Source organism: Streptomyces sp. NRRL F-6676, from assembly GCF_000725625.1.
In the GTDB taxonomy this organism is placed as follows: Bacteria; Actinomycetota; Actinomycetes; order Streptomycetales; family Streptomycetaceae; genus Streptomyces.
Map to the genome: position 1 here is coordinate 241,545 of NZ_KL647083.1, position 22,198 is coordinate 263,742.

At 71.4% G+C, this 22,198-nt stretch carries 16 protein-coding genes and 2 pseudogenes; 6 read left to right on the top strand and 12 right to left on the bottom strand.

The features are described from left to right. Window positions 1-3: 3 nt before the first annotated feature. Window positions 4-825: a CDP-diacylglycerol--serine O-phosphatidyltransferase gene (pssA, locus tag IO29_RS32500; RefSeq protein ID WP_030378302.1), complete on the top strand. Its 822-nt coding sequence runs from the start codon at window positions 4-6 to the stop codon at window positions 823-825. A gap of 393 nt (window positions 826-1,218) precedes the next feature. Here pssA and IO29_RS32505 read toward each other — a convergent pair whose 3' ends face one another. Further along, window positions 1,219-2,358: a glycerate kinase gene (locus tag IO29_RS32505; protein WP_030378301.1), complete on the bottom strand. Its 1,140-nt coding sequence runs from the start codon at window positions 2,356-2,358 to the stop codon at window positions 1,219-1,221. Between the two features lie 174 nt (window positions 2,359-2,532). On the opposite strand from IO29_RS32505, the gene IO29_RS32510 reads away from it, so the two are divergent. After that, entirely contained in the window at window positions 2,533-3,054 is a 522-nt protein-coding gene (locus tag IO29_RS32510) for an NUDIX domain-containing protein (protein WP_030378300.1), read from the top strand. Window positions 3,055-3,086: 32 nt separating this feature from the next. Here the strand turns inward: IO29_RS32510 and IO29_RS32515 are convergent, their stop codons facing one another. The 10 genes and pseudogenes from IO29_RS32515 to IO29_RS32560 form a co-directional block, all read right to left on the bottom strand. Next, entirely contained in the window at window positions 3,087-3,812 is a 726-nt protein-coding gene (locus tag IO29_RS32515; RefSeq protein WP_030378299.1) for an SIR2 family NAD-dependent protein deacylase, read from the bottom strand. An 85-nt stretch (window positions 3,813-3,897) separates the two neighbouring features. Beyond that, the gene (locus IO29_RS32520) at window positions 3,898-4,389 is read right to left on the bottom strand and encodes a methylated-DNA--[protein]-cysteine S-methyltransferase (RefSeq protein WP_033224577.1); all 492 of its coding nucleotides are present in this window, start codon (window positions 4,387-4,389) and stop codon (window positions 3,898-3,900) included. Window positions 4,390-4,446: 57 nt separating this feature from the next. Continuing rightward, on the bottom strand, window positions 4,447-5,913 hold the full coding sequence (locus tag IO29_RS32525) for an AlkA N-terminal domain-containing protein (RefSeq protein ID WP_030378297.1): 1,467 nt from the start codon (window positions 5,911-5,913) through the stop codon (window positions 4,447-4,449). Between the two features lie 255 nt (window positions 5,914-6,168). Then, window positions 6,169-10,110, bottom strand: a complete 3,942-nt coding sequence (locus tag IO29_RS32530; protein WP_030378296.1) for a glycoside hydrolase family 2 TIM barrel-domain containing protein — start codon at window positions 10,108-10,110, stop codon at window positions 6,169-6,171. A gap of 251 nt (window positions 10,111-10,361) precedes the next feature. Continuing rightward, a complete protein-coding gene (locus tag IO29_RS37425) occupies window positions 10,362-11,075 on the bottom strand; it encodes a GPP34 family phosphoprotein (protein WP_030378295.1) in 714 nt (237 codons plus the stop codon). 24 nt (window positions 11,076-11,099) lie between these two features. Next, the gene (locus IO29_RS32540; RefSeq protein ID WP_030378294.1) at window positions 11,100-11,609 is read right to left on the bottom strand and encodes an O-acetyl-ADP-ribose deacetylase; all 510 of its coding nucleotides are present in this window, start codon (window positions 11,607-11,609) and stop codon (window positions 11,100-11,102) included. Between the two features lie 34 nt (window positions 11,610-11,643). Beyond that, entirely contained in the window at window positions 11,644-13,050 is a 1,407-nt protein-coding gene (locus IO29_RS32545) for a phytoene desaturase family protein (RefSeq protein WP_030378293.1), read from the bottom strand. A gap of 102 nt (window positions 13,051-13,152) precedes the next feature. After that, window positions 13,153-14,010, bottom strand: a complete 858-nt coding sequence (locus IO29_RS32550; protein ID WP_030378292.1) for an inositol monophosphatase family protein — start codon at window positions 14,008-14,010, stop codon at window positions 13,153-13,155. 140 nt (window positions 14,011-14,150) lie between these two features. Further along, on the bottom strand, window positions 14,151-15,998 hold the full coding sequence (locus IO29_RS32555) for a gamma-glutamyltransferase family protein (RefSeq protein WP_030378291.1): 1,848 nt from the start codon (window positions 15,996-15,998) through the stop codon (window positions 14,151-14,153). 49 nt (window positions 15,999-16,047) lie between these two features. Next, window positions 16,048-16,287: pseudogene (locus tag IO29_RS32560) on the bottom strand (site-specific integrase); the annotation flags it as partial. Window positions 16,288-16,445: 158 nt separating this feature from the next. Here IO29_RS32560 and IO29_RS32565 point away from each other — a divergent pair. From IO29_RS32565 to IO29_RS32575, 3 genes and pseudogenes are all read left to right on the top strand, one after another. Beyond that, entirely contained in the window at window positions 16,446-17,894 is a 1,449-nt protein-coding gene (locus IO29_RS32565) for an ISAs1 family transposase (protein ID WP_234307425.1), read from the top strand. Between the two features lie 399 nt (window positions 17,895-18,293). Continuing rightward, complete coding sequence (locus IO29_RS32570; RefSeq protein ID WP_159072902.1) at window positions 18,294-19,241, top strand: hypothetical protein; 948 nt, start codon at window positions 18,294-18,296, stop codon at window positions 19,239-19,241. A gap of 453 nt (window positions 19,242-19,694) precedes the next feature. After that, a pseudogene (locus tag IO29_RS32575) lies at window positions 19,695-20,424 on the top strand (transposase family protein); the annotation flags it as partial. Between the two features lie 149 nt (window positions 20,425-20,573). Here IO29_RS32575 and IO29_RS38750 read toward each other — a convergent pair. After that, the gene (locus IO29_RS38750; protein WP_158709329.1) at window positions 20,574-21,542 is read right to left on the bottom strand and encodes a hypothetical protein; all 969 of its coding nucleotides are present in this window, start codon (window positions 21,540-21,542) and stop codon (window positions 20,574-20,576) included. A gap of 270 nt (window positions 21,543-21,812) precedes the next feature. On the opposite strand from IO29_RS38750, the gene IO29_RS39875 reads away from it, so the two are divergent. Next, window positions 21,813-22,046, top strand: a complete 234-nt coding sequence (locus IO29_RS39875; RefSeq protein ID WP_234307424.1) for a transposase family protein — start codon at window positions 21,813-21,815, stop codon at window positions 22,044-22,046. Window positions 22,047-22,198: the final 152 nt, after the last annotated feature.

The following is a 22,198-nucleotide window of genomic DNA, read 5'->3' on the forward strand; positions in this document are numbered from 1 at the left end:
TGGGTGCCGGAGGCCGCCGACGTGGACGACGAGGAGGAGATGCCCCTCTCGCTGCGCCTGTCGATAGCGGACACGCTCACCCTCGGCAACGCCACGTGCGGCTTCATGGCGGTGTACTTCACCACCACCGGCATCCTGATTCCGCACCTCACGGGCAGCGACGAGTCGGCGGGCATGGCCCGCCACAGCGCGGCGACCGCGGTGATCCTGATGCTGTGCGCGGCCGTCTTCGACCTGTTCGACGGTCTCGTCGCCCGCAAGCTGCGCTCCTCTCCGATGGGCGCGGAGCTGGACAACCTCTCCGACCTCATCAGCTTCGGGCTCGCGCCGGCGTACTTCGTGCTGGTGTACGGCATGGTCGCCGACGACGCGCACCAGAGAGTGGCCGCGGTCGGTGGCATCGTGGTGTTGCTGGCGGTGGTGCTGCGGCTCGCGCGGTTCTCGTGCGTGACGCTGAAGGACGGCATGTTCCAGGGCATGCCCTCGCCGTTCGGGGCGCTCACGGTCGTCTCCATCGTCCTGCTCGAGCTGCCGTTCTTCGCGACGCTGCTGGCGATTCTGGGTACGGCGTGGCTGATGGTGAGCCGGGTCGAGTACCCGAAGCCGAGGGGGCGCCTGGCGGGTGCCATGCTGGGCTGGATCGTGCTGTCGATGGGGCTGCTGGCGGGGTGGGCGTTCGATGCGCCGAGCGGGCAGTTGCTGTTGCAGACGGGGTGTGCGTTGCAGCTCGTGATGGGGGCGGTGATTCCGTTGTTCGCGACGGCTCGCCGGGTGAACAACTTCCGCGACAACCGCCGCGAGGCGCGTGCGGCCCAGCTCCCGTAGCCTCCGGCTTCACACCACATCGAAGGGCCCCGTACCCCACCGGTACGGGGCCCTTTCCGTACCCTCTTTTCCTCGCCCCCGCCGCCCCTACCCGTCCCGTCCTTACAAGGGGCTCCGCCCCTTTGACCCCGGGAGAGCTCGGTTGGCGTGGGTTCGTTGGGGAGTGCGGGTGAGTGGGTGGTTGCTCGCGCAGTTCCCCGCGCCCCTAAAGACTTAAAAGCAGGGGGCGCCCCACTGCTTTTGCTTTAGGGGCGCGGGGAACTGCGCGACAAGCCACGTCGAACCCGCACCCGCCCACGAACCTCACCACCCGAGCTCTCCCGGGGTCAAAGGGGCGGAGCCCCTTGTTAAGGACGGGAAGGGTAGGGGCGGCGGGGGCGAAAAAGGTTTTGGTCAGGCCAAGCCCTGGTCGTGGGCGACGCGCTCCGCGAGCCGCTCGAGCAGCGGCCCCGCTTCGGCGACGCAACGGCCCACATCCGGTTCGAGGGACGTCAGCGCGTACGCCCGCGAGATACCCACCCCCGCCAACGCCTCCGGCGACAACGCCAACCGTCCGCACACCGCCACCACCCCCCGCCCGGCCCCCCGCGCCGCCGCAGCCACCCCCACCGGTGCCTTCCCGTGCAACGTCTGGGCGTCCAGCGCCCCCTCCCCCGTGATCACCAAGGACGCCCGCTCCACCGCCGCCCCGAACCCCAGCACCTCCAGCATCACCTCGATACCCGCCCGGAACCGCGCCCCCAACAACAACGCCCCGTACCCCACCCCACCCGCGGCTCCCGCCCCCGGCGCCCCGGCGCACGCGACGGCGCGCGTACCGACCGCTTCCTCCAGCACCCGCACGAACCGTGCGAGCCCCGCGTCCAGCGCGGCGACGTCGTCCGGCGAGGCCCCCTTCTGCGGCCCGTACACCGCCGCCGCCCCCGTCGGCCCGGTCAGCGGATTGTCGACGTCACTGGCGAGCACGAGGTCGACGGAGGCGAGCCGCAGGTCGAGCCCCGAGAGGTCGGCGGCGGCGACCCCGGCCAGCCCGCCGCCCCCCGGCGCCACCGGCTCCCCCGCCGCGTCCAGGAAGCGCGCCCCCAGCGCGGTCAGCATCCCCGCGCCCCCGTCGGTGCTCGCGCTCCCGCCCACCCCGAAGACGATCGTGCGCGCCCCCGTGTCCAGCGCGGCGCGCAGCAGCTCCCCGCTGCCGTACGTGGACGCGGTGAGCGGCGCGAGGACGCCCCCGGGCAGCCGCCGCGACCCGCCGGCCTCGGCCATCTCCACCACCGCGGTCGTGCCGCGCAGCGCGAAGGCCGCGGTCACCTCTTGGCCGAGCGGTCCGGCGACCCGTACCTCCCGGCGCGCGAAGCCGGCCGCGACCGCCGCGGCAACGGTCCCGTCGCCGCCGTCGGCCACGGGCAGCGACTCCACCTCCAGCTCCGGTGCGACCCGGCGCAGTCCCGCCGTCACGCGCTCGGCGACCTCCACGGCCGTCAGCGACCCCTTGAACTTGTCCGCGGCGATGAGCACCCCGCGTCCGCCGGCCACCGCACCGTTCGTCACCCTGGTATCCCCTTGTGTCCGCAAGCGCTTTCTCAGCCCGTGTGGGCGACCCTATCCACGGCGGCCCCGCCCCGTCATGCCCCCGACCGCGCTCCGGACGACCCTGACAACACGCTGTGCACGCGCCGGGCGGCCCCCGGCGGTGGTTACCCTGCCTGGATGAGCACTCTGGACTACGCCACGTACATCGCCGGCCTGCCGCGCGTCCTGGTGGGGGCCGCCGCGCTCTTCCGGGACGCGGAGGGGCGGGTGCTGCTGGTCGAGCCGAACTACCGGGAGGGCTGGGCGCTGCCGGGCGGCACGGTCGAGTCGGACGACGGGGAGAGTCCGCGGCAGGGCGCGCGGCGCGAGACGGCCGAGGAGATCGGTCTGGACCGCACGCTCGGCCGGCTGCTCGCGGTGGACTGGGTGTCCGGCACCGCGGACCGTCCGCCCGTGGTCGCGTATCTGTACGACGGCGGGGTGCTCACCGACGAGGAGCTCGCGGCGGTCCGGTTGCAGGAGTCGGAGCTGCTGTCCTGGCGGCTGGTGCCGCGCGCGGAGCTCGCCGACCACCTCCTGGGCGAACTGGGCCGCCGCGTCCTCGCCGCCCTCGACGTACTGGAGAGCGGCGGGCACATGGCGGAACTGGAGGACGGCCACCGGGCGGACCCGGTCGACGAGGTGAGCCCCGCCCTCTGAGCGGGGCCGCTGAGCAGGGCCGCTGAACGGGGCTACGCCAGTTCCCGCAGCAGGCGCGGCAGCGCGGTGCCGATGGGTTCGCGCACGACCTCGTCGGCGATGCCGTCGTACGGCGTGGGCTCGGCGTTGACGACGACGAGCCGGGCGCCGTGCTCGGCGGCCACCTGGGCGAGCCCCGCCGCCGGGTGCACCTGGAGGCTGGAGCCGACGGCGAAGAAGAGCGTGCATGCCTTGGCGATGGCCGCCGCCTCGGCCAGGACGGAGGGGTCCAGCGGCTCGCCGAACATCACCGTCGCCGGTCGCAGGACGCCACCGCACTCCAGGCAGGGCGGATCGTCCTCACCGGCGTCGATCCGGGCGAGCGCGTCCTCCATCGCGCCCTTGGTACCGCACTTGGCGCACACCACGCGGCGCGCGCTGCCGTGCAGTTCGAGGACCTTGCGGGCGGGCATCCCGGCGCGCTGGTGCAACCCGTCCACGTTCTGCGTGAGCACCCGTACCGGCACCCCGGAGCGCTCCAGTTCGACCACGGCCCGGTGTGCCGCGTTGGGCTCCGGGCGCAGTGCCCCGGTCCGCCGCCGCAGCTGCCAGGAGCGCCGCCGTACGTCGGGGTCGCCCATGTAGTGCTCGTAGGTCACGAGCTTCTCGGCCTCGGGGTCCTGCCGCCACAGCCCGGCCGGGCCGCGGTAGTCGGGGATGCCTGAGTCGGTGGAGATCCCGGCGCCGCTCAGGAGCGCGACGAGGGGCGTGGTCGTCATGCGGTCGAGGGTAAGGCGGGCGCGCGGGCCGGTGCGACCGTATATTCGGCCTGCCACGGGCATATTCGGCCGCCCGCCGACGGCCTCAGAACAGCCCCGCCCCCTCCGCCCCGCTCTCGAACGCCAGCAGGCGCTTCTTGCGGTCGATGCCGCCGCCGTACCCCGTCATGCTGCCGTTGGCCCCCACCACGCGGTGGCACGGGACGACGATGCCGATCGGATTCCGGCCGTTGGCCAGCCCGACCGCGCGGGAGGCGCCGGGGCTGCCCAGCTCGGCGGCCAGTTCGCCGTACGAGCGGGTCTCGCCGTAGGGGATACGGCGCAGCTCGTCCCAGACCCGCCGCTGGAACGGCGTGCCGTGCATGCGCAGGTCCAGGGTGAACTCCTTCAGCTCGCCCGCGAAGTACGCCGCGAGCTGTTCCGCCGCGGCCGCGAAGGGGGTGTCGTCGGGGGTGCCGAAGCTCTCCTCGGGCGGGCGGTGGCGCTGTTCGGTCATGTAGAGGCCGCACAGGACGCCGTCGTCGGCGACGAGGGTGAGCGGGCCGTAGGGGCTGTCGATCACGGTGTGCTGTTTCACGGTCACAGGTGTTCCTTCGACGGGTCCGTGAGCCACTGGCGGACGGACCAACGGTGGTCAGACGGGCAGGAAGTTGATCGGATGGTCGTCCGTCGCCCACAGGTACTGGACGGCGTACGCCCGCCAGGGGCGCCAGGCCGCCGCGCGGGCGGTGAGCGCGGCCGGGGTGGCCGGCAGGCCGAGGTCGCGGGCCGCGCGGCGGATACCGAGGTCGGTGACGGGGAAGGCGTCGGGATCGCCGAGGGCGCGCATGGCGATGACGTCGACCGTCCAGGGGCCGAGTCCGGGCAGGGCCAGGAGCTGCGCGCGGGACTCGGCCCAGTCGCTCTCGACGCCCAGGTGGAGTCTGCCCTCGGCGAGTTCGCGGACGAGGGTGGTGAAGGTGGTGCGGCGGGTGCGGGGCATGGCGAGCGTCTCGGGGTCGAGGGCGGCCAGTGCCTCGGGCGCCGGGAAGAGGTGGGTGAGGCCGCCCTCGGGGTCCTCGACCGGCTCGCCGTGCGCGGTGACGAGACGGGCCGCGTGGGTGCGGGCGGCGGCGGTGGAGACCTGCTGGCCGAGGACCGCGCGCAGCGCGAACTCGGCCTCGTCGACGGTGCGCGGCACGCGCCGGCCGGGTGCCTTGTCGACCAGCGGCGCGAGCAGCGGGTCGGTGCGGAGCTGGTCGTCGACGGCGACGGGGTCGGCGTCGAGGTCGAGCATGCGGCGGCAGCGGCTGATGGCGACGGGCAGGTCCCGCAGGTCGCTCAGGGTGAGCCGGCAGGCGATGTGGTCGGGGCGCGGGGTGAGGGCGACGACGCCGTGGCCGTACGGGAGGCGCAGGGTGCGGCGGTAGGCGCCCTCGCGCCACTCCTCCACGCCGGGTACGGCGGTGGCGGCGAGGTGGCCGAAGAGGTTGTCGGGGTTGAGCGGGGCGCGGAACGGCAGTCGCAGGGAGAGTGCGCCGGGGGCGGTCACCGTCCGGCGCGGGCGCCGGGCGCGCAGCTCGCTCGGGGAGAGCGCGAAGACCTCGCGCACGGTGTCGTTGAAGGCGCGGATGGAGGAGAACCCGGCGGCGAAGGCGAGGTCGGCCATCGGCAGGGCGGTGGTCTCGATGAGCAGCCGGGCGGTCTGCGCGCGCTGGGCGCGGGCCAGGGCGAGCGGCCCGGCGCCCAGCTCGGCGAGGAGCTGGCGTTCGATCTGCCGGGTGCTGTAGCCGAGCCGGGCGGCGAGGCCGGGGACGCCCTCGCGGTCGACGACGCCGTCGGCGATCAGCCGCATGGCGCGGGCGACGGCGTCGGCGCGCTGGTTCCACTGCGGGGAGCCGGGGGTGGTGTCGGGGCGGCAGCGTTTGCAGGCGCGGAAACCGGCCTGCTGGCAGGCGGCGGCGCTGGGGTAGAAGGTCATGTTCTCGGGGCGGGGGGACACGGCCGGGCAGCTCGGCCGGCAGTAGATCCCCGTGGTCAGGACCGCGGTGAAGAACCAGCCGTCGAAGCGCGCGTCCTTGGAACGGACGGCGCGGACGCAGCCTTCGGTGTCTGTGTGCATCGCGTTCCGCATGCCTCAAGTCTCGGGCATGCGGAGGCCTCCGGCTGGCGGGAATCCGACATGGAGGTGGGCGGGGGGTGCGGGGCGGGTGGGGGTGGCTGTGGGGTTCTTTCGCCCCCGCCGCCCCTACCCTCCCCCAAGCTCTCAACTTCGTTCGAGCAGGGGGGACCACCATCGTCCCCCGGGGGCTGCGCCCCCGGACCCTCCTACGGAGCTTCGCTCCGTTTTGCGCAGTTCCCCGCGCCCCTGAACAGCTCAGGCGAACTTCGTCGCCGTCGGTCGGCGCGACAGGCGCATCGCCTCGTCCACGTCCGTCAGCGGGCGGAGGCGGTAGGTGTAGCTGTAGTCGCGGTCGGCGAAGAGTTTGTACTCGTCGTGGGTCTGGGCGCCCCAGCTGTTGTCGCCGCCGACGCCCATCTGCCGGTGGTTGACCCGCAGGACGACCTCCTCGCGCGGGGTGAGCTGGTAGTCGTGGCGGGCCCCGACGGACAGGTCCTCGGGGGTGAAGTGCGAGGCGTTGACTTCGAGGAGCGCGTCGCCGGTGACGAGGAGCCCGGTGCCGTCGCGGCCGGTGAGCGCGGCCCAGCGGATGTCGGTCCGGTTGCCGTTCTCCTGGGGGCGGATGTACGGGGTCCACTGGTCGGAGACGGTCCCGGAGTGCACGCCGACGTCGGTGCCGTCGTTGCGGTCCCAGTGGTTCTCCTCGGGGCCGCGCCCGTAATAGCGCAGGTATTCGAGGCGGCCCGGCAGGAAGAGCATGCTGCCGACCTCGGGGAGGTACGGCAGGCTCGACGCTCCCGGGTGCAGGGTGTGGTCGACCTTGATCTCGCCGTTGCCGAAGACGGTGTACGTGGTGGTGTACGCGGACTCCACGGTGGTGGGCAGGGTGCCGGTGACCTTGATCTCGACGGCCTTGTCGCGCAGGGCCCGGACGGCGACACCGGTGACCTCGCGGCGGGCGCCGGCGTCGCGCCAGGTCTGGTTGCGGGTGTGCTGGCCGTTGCCCTTGTCGTTGTCGGTGGGCGCCCGCCAGAAGTTGGGTACGGGGCCGTCGGTGAGGAGGCGGTGCCCCGCGGCCTCGTAGGAGGTGAGGGTGCCGGTCTTCTTGTCGAGGGTGACGGAGAAGGCGCGGCCCCGGACGGTGACCGAGCCGTCGTCCTCGTCGTGGCGCAGGGACGGCACGCTCTCCAGCGGGACGGGGGTCACCTTCGGGCTGCCCGCGTCGACGGGTATCTGCTCGCGGGCGACCTCGAAGCCGGCCTTGGCCCACGGGGTGTGCTCCCGGGTGGTGAAGGACAGCTCCAGGAAGTACTCCGCACCGGGCGCCGGGTCCTCCGGGAGGGGTACGGGCACGGTGATCCGCTTCTTCGACAGCGGCTCCACGTCGAGCTGGGCGCGGGTGAGCCTGCCGTGCCGTACGGTCCGGCCGTCGGCGACGAGTGACCAACTGCCGTCGAACTCGCGGAGGTTGGTGAACAGATACTCGTTGGTGAGGGTGAGTGCGCCGTCGGTGAGGGTGTCGTCGCCGGAGGACGGGGCGGCGTGGACGGCCTGCTGGACGCGTTTGATCTCGGCGGCCTTGCCGGTGTGGCCGCGGTCGGCGGTGACGATGCCGTCGGCACAGAAGTTGCCGTCGTTGGGACTGTCGCCCCAGTCGCCGCCGTAGGCCGGGAAGGTCCGCTCGCGTGGTCGCTTCTCGGTGTGCCCGACGGTGGCGGCGTCGAACCAGAAGCGCACGCCGTCGTCGCCGGGTTTCCGCGCGTCGGAGGCGAGTTCGGCGGCGGTCAGGGGACGGGCGTAGATGCGCGCGCGGCGGATCGTGCCGCTGAACTCGCGCAGCGCGTTGTCCATGTCCGTCGCGAGGGAGACGGGGGTGACGGTGCTGTCGGGGCGTGCGGTGGTGGAGCGGGTGGCCTTCACCGCGCCGTCGACGTACAGGGTGAGTGTGCCGGCGTCGGCGTCGAAGACGCCCGCGAGGTGGTGTTCGGTGCCGGTCCAGTCGTCGGGCAGTTTCCAGCTCGCGCTGATCCACTGGCCGCCGGAGTGGATGAAGAACTCCATGTTGTCATTGGTCTGCTTGAGCGCGTACTGGGTGTCGCCCTTGACCAGGATCGGCTGGTGGTCGCCGGTGTAGCGCGGGGTGACCCAGGCCTCCAGGGTCAGCGAGCCGGTGAGGTCGAGGCGGTCGTCGCGGGCGAAGACGGTGCCGCCGCTGACGCCCTTGTCGCGGTCGAAACCACCCTGCGGGGCGAGGACTTCGCCGCGCAGCGCGCCGGGTCCGGTCTCGGTGAGCAGAATGCGGGCGGGGGTGCGCCAGTTGAGGCCCTGGTCGACGAAGTCCCAGATCCAGCCGCCCTGGAGGACGTCGTGGGAGCGGACGGTGTCCCAGTACTTCTTGAAGTTGCCGTTGGAGTTCCCCATCGCATGGCAGTACTCGATCATGACGTACGGCCGGGTGTCGGAGGTGTCCGCGGCGCGTTCGGCGACCCGGGCGGGGCTCTCGTACATCGCCGAGCGGATGTCGCTGATCCCGGGGCGGTCGTCGCCCTCGTACTGGATGACGCGGGTCGTGTCGTAGGAGCGGATCCAGTCGTGCATGGCGACGAAGGTGCTGCCGCCGCCGGCCTCGTTGCCGAGGGACCAGATGACCACGGAGGCGTGGTTCTTGTCGCGGTGGACCATGTTGCGGGCGCGGGCCACGCACGCCTCGGTCCAGTCGGCGTGGTCGCCGGGGTACTCGTCGCGGATGCCGTGGGTCTCCAGGTTGGTCTCGCCGACGAGGTAGAGCCCGTATTCGTCGGCGAGTTCGAGCCACACCGGGTTGTTCGGGTAGTGCGAGGTGCGGACGGAGTTCATGTTCATCCGCTTGATGATCGTGACGTCCTTGACCATGTCCGCGCGGGTGAGGGCGGTGCCGCGGTCGGGGTGCATCTCGTGCCGGTTGGTGCCGCGGATGGAGACGGGCTTGCCGTTGATGCGCATGAGCCCGTCCTTGAGGGCGAACTCGCGCAGTCCGACGCGGTGGGAGAGGGTCTCGACCACCTTCCCGGCGGGGTCGCGCAGGCGCAGGACGGCGGTGTAGAGGTACGGGTGCTCGGCGGACCACAGCCGGGGGTCGGGCACGGCCCGGGAGGCGGTCACCGTGACGTCCTCGCCGGCGCCCGCGGAGTCCAGGTCGGCGGACTGGTTCAGCGGCCGGGACCAGACGGCGTGCCCGCGGTCGTCGTAGAGCTGCGTCTCGACGGTGTACCGGCCGCCGTCCCCGTCGCCGTAGGCGCGCACGCCGGCGGTGACCTTGAGCTCGGCGCTGGTGTACCCGTCGCCGAGCGGGGTCTCCAGCTTGAAGTCCCGCAGGTGCACGGTGGGGGTGGAGTAGAGGTAGACCGAGCGGAAGATGCCGCTCAGCCGGATCATGTCCTGGTCCTCCAGCCAGTCGCCGTCGCTGTAGCGGTAGACCTCGACGGCGATCTGGTTGGTGCCGGGCTTCAGGTGGTCGGTGATGTCGTACTCGGCGGGGGTGTACGAGTCCTCGTGGTAGCCGACGAGCCGGCCGTTGATCCACACGTAGTGCGCGGACTTGACGCCCTCGAAGTGCAGGAAGGTGCGCCGGCCCGACCAGTCGCGGGGCACGGTGAAGGTGCGTCTGTACTGGCCGACGGGGTTGTAGCGGGTGGGTGCGGCGGGCGGCTGCGGTTCCTCGCCCCGGCCGTTGGGGCCCCACCAGGGGTAGGTGATGTTGACGTAGATGGGGGCGTCGTAGCCGTGGGTCTGCCAGGCGGAGGGGACGGGGAGGGTGTCCCAGGAGCGGTCGTCGAGGTCGGTGCGGTGGAAGTCGGGGTCCCGGTCCTCGGGGCGGTCGCTGTGCGCGAACTTCCAGGTGCCGTCGAGGCTGAGCCGGTACGGGGAGCGGGTGCGGTCGGCGGCGAGGGCCTGCCGGAGGTCACCGTAGGGCATGAGGGTGGTGTGCGGGGGCTCGGTGCCCACCTGGAAGGTGGCGATGTTCCCGTTCCACTCCGGGGTGGCGGCGGTGTCCCCGGCCGCCGTCGTCCGGCCGGTGGCGAGGGCGGCGGCGGGGGTGGCGGAGAGGGCGAGACCGCCGAGGACGGCGGCGGTGCCCTCCAGGAGTCGGCGGCGGCTGACGACCGCCCGGTGGGGGCCCGCGGGCCGGTCGGCGGATGGCGTGGTGGGGTGCGGCATGACCGTGGCCTTCCTCGGTGCGACAGGGTGCGTACTGCGCTGACTGAGGTGCGTCTGGTTCTGTTCGCTGTTGTCGGTAAAACCAACTTGGCTGGTCACACTAGAACCAGGCGTAGGGCTTGATCAATGCTGTTGTCGGAATCTGTTGGTTTAGTCGTCGGCCCGACGGCTGCCGTGAGTTCCGCCGGATGCCATCAGCCGCGCCGGATGCCATCAGCGGCGCCGGATGCCGTCAGCCGCGCCAGATGCCGTCAGCCGCGCCAGATGTTGTCGAACGCCGCCTTCTCGATGCTGCGCCGCTGGCGTACCGCCTCCAGTTCGGCCACCGCGTGGTGGACGGCGGCCAGGACGGTGACGAGCGACTCGTCGGCGAGGCTGCCGAAGTCCTCGGCCGGTTCGTCGTGGATGCCGAGGGCGGCGGCGAGCCCGGCGAGGACGGGGTCGCCGGCCCGCCAGCGGACGGCGGCGCGGCGCCGGGCGGGCGAGTCCACCAGGGCGGTACGGCCGGTGCGCACCGGGATCCACGGGTGCCGCTGCCGGACCAGCAGGCCGTCCGCCTCCAGACCGGAGTGGTACGCCGCCGCCAGCCCGTTGCCCCGGCGCCACAGCCAGTCCTCGACCGACTCGTGCGGCACCTCGCGCCGCAGGGAGGCCCCGGCCGCGCGCAGCAGCGCGTCCTCCGGCTCGGCCGGGTCCGCCGGGGCCGCCGCGTCCACCGGGTCCGCCGGGTTCTCCGGGTCCTTCGGGGGCTCTGGGTCCTTCGGGTCCTTCGGGTCCTTCAAGGCTTCCGGGGCCTTCGGGGCCGCGCCGGGCACGATGCGGTCGCCGTCCAGGACGAGGGCACCGGCGCGCAGCAGGTCGACCAGCTCGGCGCCGGCGAGGGCGAGCGAGAGGTCGCCCTGCCCGACCGGGTGGGCGGACGGGACGTCCAGGCTGACGATCAGCAGGTCCCGGGGTGTGGTCATGAGGGGCATCCCGTTCCGTACGGTTCAGCTGAGCCGGGCGGCGAACGCGTCGTACGCCCGTTCGTCCAGGAGGACGAACCGGACCTCTTCGGCCTCCGTCCGCACGGACCGTACCGTCTCCACGGCGATCCGGGCGGCGTCCTCGACCGGCCAGCCGTAGATACCGGCGGAGACGGCCGGGAACGCGACCGTGCGCGCACCGAGTTCGTCGGCGACGCGCAGGGACTCGCGGTAGCAGGAGGCGAGGAGTGCGGAGCGGTCCTCGTCGGGCGAGTAGCGGGGGCCGACCGTGTGGATCACCCAGCGGGCGTCCAGGTCACCGGCGGTGGTGGCGACGGCCTGGCCGGTCGGCAGCCCCCGGCCGTACTTCGCCGCGCGTAGCGCCCGGCAGTCGGCGAGGATCGCGGGTCCGCCCCGGCGGTGGATGGCGCCGTCGACCCCGCCGCCGCCGAGCAGCGAGGAGTTGGCCGCGTTGACGAGTGCGTCGGCGGACTGGCGGGTGAGGTCGCCGCGGATCACGGTCAGGGTCGTCATCGGTGCTGCTGTCTCCTTTCGCGAACCGGCCCGGTCAGGTCTGACGCAGCCGGCGCCACACCGCCTTCGCCGCGTTGTGGCCGGACATGCCGTGCACACCGGGGCCCGGTGGGGTCGCCGAGGAGCAGAGGAAGACGGCCGGGTGCGGAGTGGCGTACGGGAACAGGGACAGCTTGGGGCGCAGCAGCAGCCGGAGTCCGGCGACGGAACCGGTGGCGATGTCGCCGCCCACGTAGTTGGCGTTGCGCACGGCCAGTTCGGGCGGCCCGGCGGTGGCGCGGGCGAGGACGCGGTCCCGGAAGCCGGGGGCGAACCGCTCCAGTCGGCGTTCGATCGCGTCGGTGAGGTCGCCGGTCCAGCCGTGCGGCACATGGCCGTACGCCCAGAAGACCTGTTTTCCCTCGGGGGCCCGGGTGGGGTCGACGACGCCGGGCTGCACGGTGATGAGGAAGGGCGCGTCGGGGGCGCGGCCCGTGCCGGCGGCGTGCAGGGCGGTGTCGATGTCGCCGCTGGTGGGGCCGATCTGTACGGTGCCGGCGGTGCGCGCCTCCTCCGCGGTCCAGGGCACCGGGCCGTCCAGCGCGTAGTCGATCTTGAAGACGCCGGGGCCGTAGCGGTAGTTGTCGTAAGTCCGGCCGAGGCCGGCGATGCGGGCCAGGGCGGTGGGCGAGGTGTCGAAGACGTAGGCGCGGGCCGGCGGCAGGTCGTCGAGCCGCTTGACCTCGTAGTCGGTGTGCAGGGTGCCGCCGAGTGCGGTGAGGTACCCGGCGAGCGCGTCGGAGATGGCCTGGGAGCCGCCGCGGGCGACGGGCCAGCCCCGGGCGTGCGCCGCCAGGGCGAAGACCAGGCCGACGGCGGAGGTGGCGAAGCCGCCGAGGGGTGCCATGACATGGGCGACGAGCCCGGCGAACAGGCCCTTGGCCCGCTCGTCGCGGAAGCGGCGCAGCAGCCAGGTGGACGGCGGCAGTCCGACCAGGCCGAACCGGGCGAGGGTGACCGGGTCGCGGGGCAGCGCGGTGGCCGGCAGCGACATGAAGTCCTTCGCCAGGGTGTCCCACTTGTCGAGGAACGGGGCGACGAGCCTGCGGTAGGTGCCCGCGTCGCGCGGGCCGAAGGAGGCGGCCGTCTCGGCGACGGACCGGGCGAGCACGGCCGCCGTGCCGTCGGGGAACGGGTGCGCCATGGGCAGCTCCGGCTGGAGCCACTCCAGGCCGTACCGCTGAAGGGGCAGCGCCCGGAACGCGGGCGAGTTGATGCCGAGCGGATGGGCGGCGGAACAGGGGTCGTGCCGGAAGCCGGGGAGGGTCAGCTCCTCGGTGCGCGCTCCCCCGCCGACGGTCTCCCTGGCCTCGAACACGGCCACCGAGAACCCCCGGCGGGCCAGCTCCACGGCGGCCGTCAGTCCGTTCGGGCCCGCTCCCACCACGACCGCATCGAGCATTGACGGCACCTTCGGACTCCTTCGCCGGCCGACGGCCACTGAGGCATCAGGATATGCCGCACCTCCGGCGGCGCCGGGGCGCGGGTGGGAGGGCGGCCGTGCTCACCGGGCGCCGCCCAGCAGTTCCACCACCCTGCGGGCCGTGGCGCCGTCGCGCGCGGTGCTGAACGGCAGGGCATTGCCGCCGGTGATACGGAACGGCACACCGGCGCGTGTGAGGTGGGTGCCGCCCGCCTCCTCGACCAGGAGCAGCCCGGCGGCGTGGTCCCAGGCGGCCTCCCAGGTGAACGCCGTGGCGTCCAGCTCGCCGCGGGCCACCGCCAGGTACTCGAGGCCCGCCGAGCCGCAGGGCCGGGGCCGGACGCCCTCGGTGCGCAGGCCGAGCAGCGCCTCCTTCTGCGCGTCGGTGGTGTAGTCGGGGTGCGAGGTGGCCACCTCCAGAGCGCCGGCCGGGTCCGGGGAGCCGGCGCTGAGCCGGGTGCCGTCGAGGAACGCGCCCCGGCCGCGCAGCGCGGTGGCGAACTGCTCGCGGGCGGGCGCGTACGTCCAGGAGGCGAGGAGTTCGCCGCCCCGGGCCAGCGCGACCAGCGTGCAGAAGCCGGTGTCGCCGTGGACGAACTGGCGGGTGCCGTCCACCGGGTCGACGACCCACACCGGGGCCTCGCCGCGTATCGCCTCGTACACGCGCGGGTCGGCGTGGACCGCCTCCTCGCCCACCACCACGGAGCCGGGCAGCAGCCGGGCCAGCTCCTCGGTGAGATACGCCTCGGCATTGCGGTCGGCGTCGGTGACCAGGTCGTGCGGGCCGGTCTTCTCGTCGACCTCGTGGGCCTCCAGGCGGCGGAAGCGCGGCATGATCTCGGTGGCGGCCGCCCTGCGGACCGCCGTCTCGACGTCGTCGGCGTGCCGGGTGAGGAACTCGTCGATGGTTCCCGTGCTGATGTCCATGCTCTCGATCATGGCTCCATGAGAGCACGCGCCACTGACATTCCCGTCCCGCCCGGTGCACAGCGGGCGGAATCGGGGTGAATTCCGGGGTGCGGGGCACCCGGCGCCGCCCGCCCCCGTGTGCCGTCGGCGCCGCCCCTCCCGGCTCCCCCTCAGCGCCCCGCCGCGTACCCCTGCATCCCCCGCGGGTTGGCCGCCGCGGAGAGCACGCCGGTCTCCGGGTCCCGGGCGACCGCGCTCAGCCGGCCCTCCGACCACGCCTCCCCCACCAGCACGTCGTGCCCGCGCCGCCGCAGCTCCGCGACGACCGCAGGGTCCGTGCGCGACTCCACGGTGAGCGCGCCGGGCCGCATTCCGCGCGGGAAGAAGGAGCCGGGGAAGCTGTCGTTGTGCCAGTTGGGGGCGTCGATCGCGCCCTGGAGGTCGAGGCCGCCGCGTATCCGGCCGCGCAGCGCCACGGCGAGGAAGAAGTGGGTCCCCCACTGGTCCTGCTGGTCGCCGCCGGGCGTCCCGAACGCCATGACCGGCACCCCGTCGCGCAGCGCCAGGGACGGGCTGAGCGTGGTGCGCGGGCGGCGACCCGGGGTGAGGGAGCCCGGCAGCCCCTCGTCGAGCCAGGTCATCTGCAACCGGGTGCCGAGCGGGAACCCCAGTTCGGGCACGACCGGGTTGGATTGCAGCCAGCCGCCGCTGGGGGTCGCCGCGATCATGTTGCCCCAGCGGTCAACGACGTCGAGGTGGCAGGTGTCGCCCCGGGTCGAACCGTCACCGGCCACCGTCGGCTCTCCGTCCGCGCCCGCCGGTTCGCCCGGCACGGGCGACAGCGGGCTCTTGGCGACGGTCGGCTCTCCCACGCCGAGCGCGTCGTGTCCCGGCTCGGCGGAGGCGAGCCCGAGCGCGTACCGGCTCAGCCGGGGTGTCCGCCCGCCGGGCGCGCCCGGCCGCAGCTCGTACGAGGCCGCCGCCCCGATCAGCGCCCGCCGCTCCGCGTTGTACGGAGCGGACAGCAGCTCCTCCAGGGGTACGGCGGCGGCGTCGCCGTACCAGGCCTCGCGGTCGGCCATGGCGAGCTTGCAGCCCTCGACGAGGAGGTGGACGTAGTCCGCGGAGGCGTACGGCGGCAGTTCGGACGGGAGCAGGGCGAGCTGCTGGAGCAGCACCGGGCCCTGGCTCCAGGGCCCGGCCTTGCACACGGTCCAGCCGTTCCAGTCGTACGTCGCGGGCCGCTCCCACGTGGCGGACCAGGAGGCGAGGTCGGCCGCGGTGAGCGTCCCGGTGTGGTGCGTGCCGCTGGTGTCCAGGGTGGGCCGCGCGGACTGCCGGACCAGTGCCTCGGCGACGAACCCGGTGCGCCACACCTCGCGCGCCGCGTCGATCTCCGCCTCCCGGCCGCCCGCCCCGGCGACCTCGGCGAGCAGCCGTTTCCAGGTGGCGGCGAGGGCGGGGTTGCGGAAGAGCCGGCCGGGGCGCGGCGGCTCGCCGTCCGGCAGATACACGGCGGCCGAGGAGGTCCACTCCGTCTCGAACAGCTCCCGTACGGTCTCCACGGTCCCGCCGACGCGCTCGACGGGGGCGTGCCCGTGTTCGGCGTACCCGATGGCGTACGTGAGGACGTCGGCGAGCGGCTTGGTGCCGTGGTCGCGCAGGAGCAGCATCCAGGCGTCGAAGGCGCCGGGCACGGCGGCGGCCAGCGGACCGGTGCCGGGGACGAGGTCCAGGCCGAGGGAGCGGTAGTGGGCGATCGTGGCGCCGGCGGGCGCCACGCCCTGGCCGCACAGCACCCGTACCGGTCCCCCGGCCGGGGCGACGAGCGCCGGGAGTTCCCCGGCGGGCCCGTTGAGGTGCGGCTCGACGACGTGCAGGACGAAACCGGCGGCGACGGCCGCGTCGAAGGCGTTGCCGCCGTCCTCCAGTACGGCCATGGCGCAGCCGGAGGCGAGCCAGTGGGTGGAGGACACCATGCCGAAGGTGCCCTGGAGGGTGGGCCGGGTCGTGAACATAGGGCCTCTCACCTCGTTGTTTACGTGTCGCGGCCCGATTGATGGGCACTCAGGACAGGTCCTGGGGAGAATCTGGGGAGTTCGCGCCGACGGCCTCCTCCCCCCGCTCCCCCAGAAGGCTATCGATCGCCCTGCGCCCCTTCTTCCCCGCCTCCGGCATGAAGTGGGCGTAGTGGTCGAGGGTGATGGTCGGCGACGAGTGCCCCAACCACTTGGAGAGGGTCACGACCGACTCGCCTGCCTCGTGGACGAGGGACGCGTACGTGTGCCTCAGCACGTGGGAGCCGTCATTGAGCGTTCTCGGCGTTGCCTCTCCAGGGGCTGTTGCATGATTGCGTTTTTTCCGAAGTGCCGTGCTGACCCTTCCTTGGAGGGGACGTCCCGGTTCGGGCGAGGGTGGACGCAGTGCAGGCACGGTCTCAGTGATCATGTGAGTGTCGAAGTCCCATGAACACCTGGCGAGTCCGTGCCTGCTCCTGCATCTTCTCCCATGCCACCGCGCTGGCCCAACTGGGCCGGACTGCCGCGCCGGTCCCGCTGGCGGACGCGGTCGCACTGTCCGGTTTCCTGGACCTGGTGCCCGATCCGCGAGGCGTCCGTGGCCGCCGTTACCGGTTGTCCGCCCTGGTCGCCGCGGCCGCGGCGAGTGTCCTGGCCGGTGCCCGCTCGCTCACCGCGATCACGGAATGGATCAGCGACGTCCCCGCGTGGGCCTGCCAGGTTCTGGGCTTCCCCGTCGACCCGCTCTCCGGCACCGTGTCGGTCCCGCACCCCCACACCCTGCGCCGTCTGCTCGTCCAGCTCGACGGCGACGCCCTGGACCGCGCGATCGGCAACTTCCTCACCGCCCGCGCAGCCCCGGCCGGCCCCGGACCGCGGGCGATCGCCGTCGACGGCAAGGCCCTGCGCGGCTCACGCACCGCTACCACCACCTACGTCACCCTGCTCGCCGCGATGGACCACACCGGCCACGTCCTGGCCCAGCGCCAGGTAGCTGACAAGAGCAACGAGATCCCCGCCTTCCGGCCCCTGCTGGACAGCGTCGACCTGACCGACACGGTCATCACCGCCGACGCGCTGCACACCCAGCACGCTCACGGCACCTACCTTCGCGAGCGTGGTGCCCACTACATCGCCCAGGTCAAGGCCAACCATCCCGGTCTGTTCGACCGCGTCCGCCGCCTGCCCTGGCGCGAGATCACGCTCGGCCACTACGACCGCACGCGGGCCCACCACCGCCTGGAGATCCGGCGGCTGAAGACCGCTGCCTTCGCCCACCTGGACTACCCAGACGCACGCCAGGCCCTGCACGTCGTGCGCTGGAGGGCGGACTTCACCACCGGCAGGCTCACCATCGAGCGCGTCTACCTGATCACCAGCCTGCCGCCCGGCGCGGCTACCGGCGCACAGCTCGCCGACTGGATCCGAGGACACTGGAAGATCGAAAACCTCCTGCACCACGTCCGCGACCGCACGTTCCGCGAGGACGACTCCAAGATCCATGCCGGCCATCTCCCGCGCATCATGGCCGGCCTGCGCAACCTCGCCATCGGCGCCCACCGTCAGGACGGCCACACCAACATCGCCGCCGCCCTACGCCACACCTCTCGCGACTGGCGAAGGCCCCTGACCACCCTCGGCATCACCGGATCAACCCGGACAGACGTCGATCACGCGAAGGACCCTGCCTCCGCCACACCGCCCGAAACCACCTGCGGCCCCTCACCGCCCTCGGCCTGGCATGACGAACCCGGACACAAGATCACTTCTCAAAGACCCTGGTTCCGGGGCAAGGGTCTGCGCGGATGGCGTCGGCGTCACAACCGCTTCCGCAGGAGCCGCCGGCATTTGAGGGTGGCCATGGCACGTTCACCGAGGCTGCGGATCTTGGCGTGATCGAAGCTCCATTGCAGCACCACTCGGATCGCAGTTGTCGTCCGTGCTGTCATCGCCCTCGAACTCGCTACCTGATCAAGATGGAAAGGGCTCACGGTCTTCCACTCGGATCACGGGGCGTCGAAAACTCCATGATCTTGGAAGCCGCGCCTGTCACGCTCTGAGGGCGCCGCCCACCTGATAGATCGACATGAACCGGGCGTCACACAACTACGCCGAAGCCCTGAACCACAGGGCCGTCTGGTGCGTTGTGGGATTACATTGAGCTTCTTAACGACTGTGGGGTGTGATCTACCGGGTGACGCAGGGGCTTTTACTCGGTCAACTCGATGCCGCCTTTCACTCGGACAAGGGTTCGCTGACGAAGTTCATTGACTCTGACCTACTATGGAGGGTTCCATGCCTAGAGTTACAACAGATGAGCAACGAGCCGCCGCCGTCCGTACCTTCTACGGCCTCGACGGAAGCGACCCCATCCTGGCCCCGAAATACCTGCCGAGCAAGCGAGTGCCGCAAGGCGCCTCCCGATTCGAAAGCAGCATGCGGAGCCGGCTGGACCATCTCGCCAGGGAGAGTGATGAGCGTTATGCGGGGCCACTTGAGGCGGCCGCGTTGCGAGAGGCGCAGCTACCCCTGAAAGAACGGGGCGACGGATGGTGTATTGACAGAGCCGCGGCGAGCACAGAAGCGGAAGCCAAGGCAGTCGCCTTAGACCTGCAAAAAGCCGACGCCGTCCGTACCTTCTACGGCCTCGACGGAAGCGACCCCATCCTGGCCCGGGGATACCTGCCGAGCGAGTACGCGCCGCAAGGCGCCTCCGAATCCGAGATAAGCACGCGGTCGCGGCTGGCCTCCCTCGCTAAAACTAAGACTAAGCATAATGCGGGGCCGTATGAGGCGGCCGCTTTGCAACAGGCGCAAATACCCGTGAAACAGGTCGAGAGCGGCAGGTGGATCATTGACAAAGACCTGGCGGGCAAAGAATCGCAAGTCAAGGCAGAAGCCATAGACCGGCAAAACGCCGCCGCCGTCCGTACCTTCTACGGCCTCGACGGAAGCGAACCCATCCTGGACAAAGGATCCCTACCGGGCCGGAGAATGCCGCGAGACGCCTCCGAATTCGAGATAAGCACGCGGAATCGGCTGTACTACCTCACTAGAGAGAGTGACGGGAGTAAGGCGGGGCCACATGAGGCGGCCGCGTTGCAAGACGCGCTAATTCCCGTGAAACAGGTCGAGGGCGGCAAATGGCTCATTGATAAAGACGCCTTGAATCAACAACAGCAGTACCCGCAGAATCCGGTGAGTATGTACGGTTACGATCCGGCGCAGGGGGCCAGCAGTTAGGTTGCTGCGTTGTCTCAGGGAATGGAACAGATGTCGGTCACCGCATCTGCGGATGCATCCTTGCCTGCTGCCAACTGGTCCACCTGGGACACTCCTGCTACACAGGAGTCGGCTTACGGGGTCAGTGATTTCTCCGGCGGGGGCGGGTATCCAACGAATCCGATAACAGCCGAGTCATACCTTCCCAGTAATTTTGGGTATTCTCATGCGGGGCCGTCGTCGCATGCCGGGTCGTCGTCGTATGTCGGGTCGTCGTCGTATGTCGAACGACCGCCGTCTCGGGTTGCTGATAGGCCGAGTAAGCGGGGGCGGAGGAAGTAGGCCGCCATAAGTTAGGCGCCAGTGAGCCTTTTCCAACCTGCTGCGACCGTCGGGCGGTTGGCGTGACAAATGAGTGAAGCCCCTGGTAGACGGGTTCACGACCAAGATCACCCGTTCCGTCAGAGGCTTCGCATGCTTGTCTACCCGTCCGGATTGGACCTGTCCAGCTCGCATCTTCGCTTCCTCACCACGCGTCTGCGGGAACGCCGCCGTGCGATCGGCAGCCGGTGGCGCCGGCCGACAGGCCCTGCTCGCGCTCGCTCACCTGCGTCACGGCCACCCGTACGCCCAGCTCGCAGCCGGGTTCGGCATCGGAACCACGACCGCCTACCGATACATCACCGAGGCTGTGGAGGTCCTGGCCGCGCTGTCTCCTGGCCTGGCCGAAGCAGCACGAACCGCATCGTCGAGGGCGTTCGTCCTGCTGGACGGGACGCTGCTGCCGACCGGCCGGACCGCCGCGGACCGGCCCTTCTACTCCGGCAGGCACAAGAAGCACGGTATGAACGTGCAGATCCTCACGGATCCGGCGGGTCGGCTGCTGTGGGCCTCACCGGCCCTGCCGGGCGCGATCCACGACGTCCGCGCCGCCCGCGAGTACGGAATCATCGACGCTCTGGCCGAGGCCGACGTCACGTGCTGGGCGGACAAGGGTTACTGAGGAGCTGGAGGCACCGTCCGTGTCCCCTGCTGGGGCCGCTGGGAGAAGCTCTCCACAGGTCAGCAGGCCGTCAACCGGTCCCACGCGAGGATCCGAGCCCTCGTCGAACCCGCCATCGCCTCCCTGAAGACCTGGCGCCTCCTGCGCAAACTCCCCTGCTCGACCACCCGCATCACTCACCTCGTCCAGGCAGTACCAACCGCCCGCCCCCGGAACGCGCCCAAGCCCTGGCACGCACGCCGACGACAGGGAAAGTCACCGTGCGGCGCATCAGAACCTGCGGACGGCCGCCTCACCGAGAGGGGGCGCCCGCAACCCTGATCACCGAAAACGACATCACGAGTCCACGCTCATGACTCTTGATGCCACCACGGCACCTCAGGATCGGCCTGAGCAGCGTTCGGCAAATATCCCGGCACGTCCCTCTCGTCAACCGGCCCGTCCTCCACCGGGCTTGTCCCCAAGCCATGGAACGGAGCAGGATCTTCTGCGGCTCGACCAGCTGTGCCTTGACTCATCCACCTTTCCACATTTGAGTTGCCACCCCTGCGCCTGAAGTGATACTTGGACGCCTCGCCTTCTTCCTTGATTGCCTCCATATGGTCTGCCTTTTGCCGCATCCTTTCACGCTTCTTGTCCCCATCCCTGCGATGACGGACCGCCGACCTGCGCTTGACACCGTCTGGGCTGCCGAGCTGGTGGAGTGTTTGGGGATCAACGCCAATCATTGCCTGTCCAGCCAATGCAGGATTCGCAGCCGGGTCAGGAGCGCGTGAGGCGGCAGCAGCTCCGTGGGCCGGGGCTTTCCCCTTGGAGTCGTGCCCTGAACTGTCGCCCTGATAGGGCTGACCGCCACTGGCAACGCCAAAGGGGTCCCAGCCATGCATCGCCTCCGCAAGGGCGGCCGGGTCATCTATATCGCCGAAACTCGGAGCCACAGAGGGGGCCACAGGTGAGACATTGTCGTCCCAAGGAGCAACGCCAGGGGACAAAGGAGAGACGCCTTCCTCCGGATCGCCATATGCGTAGTACGGATTTGCGTAGGCGTTGTAGGCGTTGTACGGATCCTGGTCTTGCGACGACGGCCTGCTGCGGTGACGCCGACCGGACGGGGAACGCTGGATGGAGGTGGCCGACGCAGGAGAGGATACGGTGTTCTGCGTCGCGCCCTCAGCGCCCTGCACATGCCGTTCTTCACGGCCGAGTAGATGCCCCAAAGCAGCGTTGCCAATGGGAAGCTGGCCCCGAGCCATCAGCATCGCGGCGGCTTGTTCACGCTCTCCATCGGAAATTCCGCCTTTGGCCAACCGCTGCACCATCTGCGGCAGAGCAGCAGCCGGGACACTTCGGCGCGGCGGCACGGCCCCCGGCGCCCGACCATCGTGAGCCCTCACGCTGGGTCCTCCACTCTCGAGTCTGTGTCTTTGGGTGTGTCGGACCCTAACACTGGTCACCTTGCGACTTCGAAGCTCAACGAACATGCGGTGGCCCGTGCCTGACGCCGCATCCTCTCTCATCCCGCCGGTGCTGGTGAGGCTGGGTCCGCTGGATGCCGGTCAAGTCGCTGGCCTGCGGCCCTTCTGGAGCGGGTGCCCGACCCGCGGGCGAGGCGGGGCCGCTGGTACTCGCTGACCGCGATCCTCCTGGTCTGTGCCCGCGCGGCCGTCTCCGGAATGAGGAGTGTGGACGAGATCGCCGAGTGGGCGGCACGGGCCTCGGACACCGTGCTGACGGCCGTCGGAGTCCGCCGGCATCCGCTCAGGTGGCGCCGTGCCCCCCTCGCGGGCCACGATCCGCCGCATGCGCGCGGCCGTCGACGGTGACGCCCAGGACCAAGTGGTCGGCGCCGACCTCACCGCCCGGAACCCCGCGGGAACAGTCTCGGAGAAACGACAGGTGATCGCCGTCGACTGCGAGTCACCGCGAGGATCGGCCCGCCTGTCCGCCGGCCGCAGACACCTGCTCTCCGCCCTCA

Bases quoted from the DNA above. Each gene is read 5' to 3' on its own strand.
- IO29_RS32525 (WP_030378297.1), bottom strand. From the start codon at position 5,913: ATGCACACAGACACCGAAGGCTGCGTCCGCGCCGTCCGTTCCAAGGAC.
- IO29_RS32515 (WP_030378299.1), bottom strand. From the start codon at position 3,812: ATGACGACCACGCCCCTCGTCGCGCTCCTGAGCGGCGCCGGGATCTCC.
- IO29_RS32510 (WP_030378300.1), top strand. From the start codon at position 2,533: ATGAGCACTCTGGACTACGCCACGTACATCGCCGGCCTGCCGCGCGTC.
- IO29_RS32550 (WP_030378292.1), bottom strand. From the start codon at position 14,010: ATGATCGAGAGCATGGACATCAGCACGGGAACCATCGACGAGTTCCTC.
- IO29_RS32570 (WP_159072902.1), top strand. From the start codon at position 18,294: ATGCCTAGAGTTACAACAGATGAGCAACGAGCCGCCGCCGTCCGTACC.
- IO29_RS32545 (WP_030378293.1), bottom strand. From the start codon at position 13,050: ATGCTCGATGCGGTCGTGGTGGGAGCGGGCCCGAACGGACTGACGGCC.
- IO29_RS32555 (WP_030378291.1), bottom strand. From the start codon at position 15,998: ATGTTCACGACCCGGCCCACCCTCCAGGGCACCTTCGGCATGGTGTCC.
- IO29_RS37425 (WP_030378295.1), bottom strand. From the start codon at position 11,075: ATGACCACACCCCGGGACCTGCTGATCGTCAGCCTGGACGTCCCGTCC.
- IO29_RS32530 (WP_030378296.1), bottom strand. From the start codon at position 10,110: ATGCCGCACCCCACCACGCCATCCGCCGACCGGCCCGCGGGCCCCCAC.
- IO29_RS32565 (WP_234307425.1), top strand. From the start codon at position 16,446: ATGAACACCTGGCGAGTCCGTGCCTGCTCCTGCATCTTCTCCCATGCC.
- IO29_RS38750 (WP_158709329.1), bottom strand. From the start codon at position 21,542: ATGGTGCAGCGGTTGGCCAAAGGCGGAATTTCCGATGGAGAGCGTGAA.
- IO29_RS32540 (WP_030378294.1), bottom strand. From the start codon at position 11,609: ATGACGACCCTGACCGTGATCCGCGGCGACCTCACCCGCCAGTCCGCC.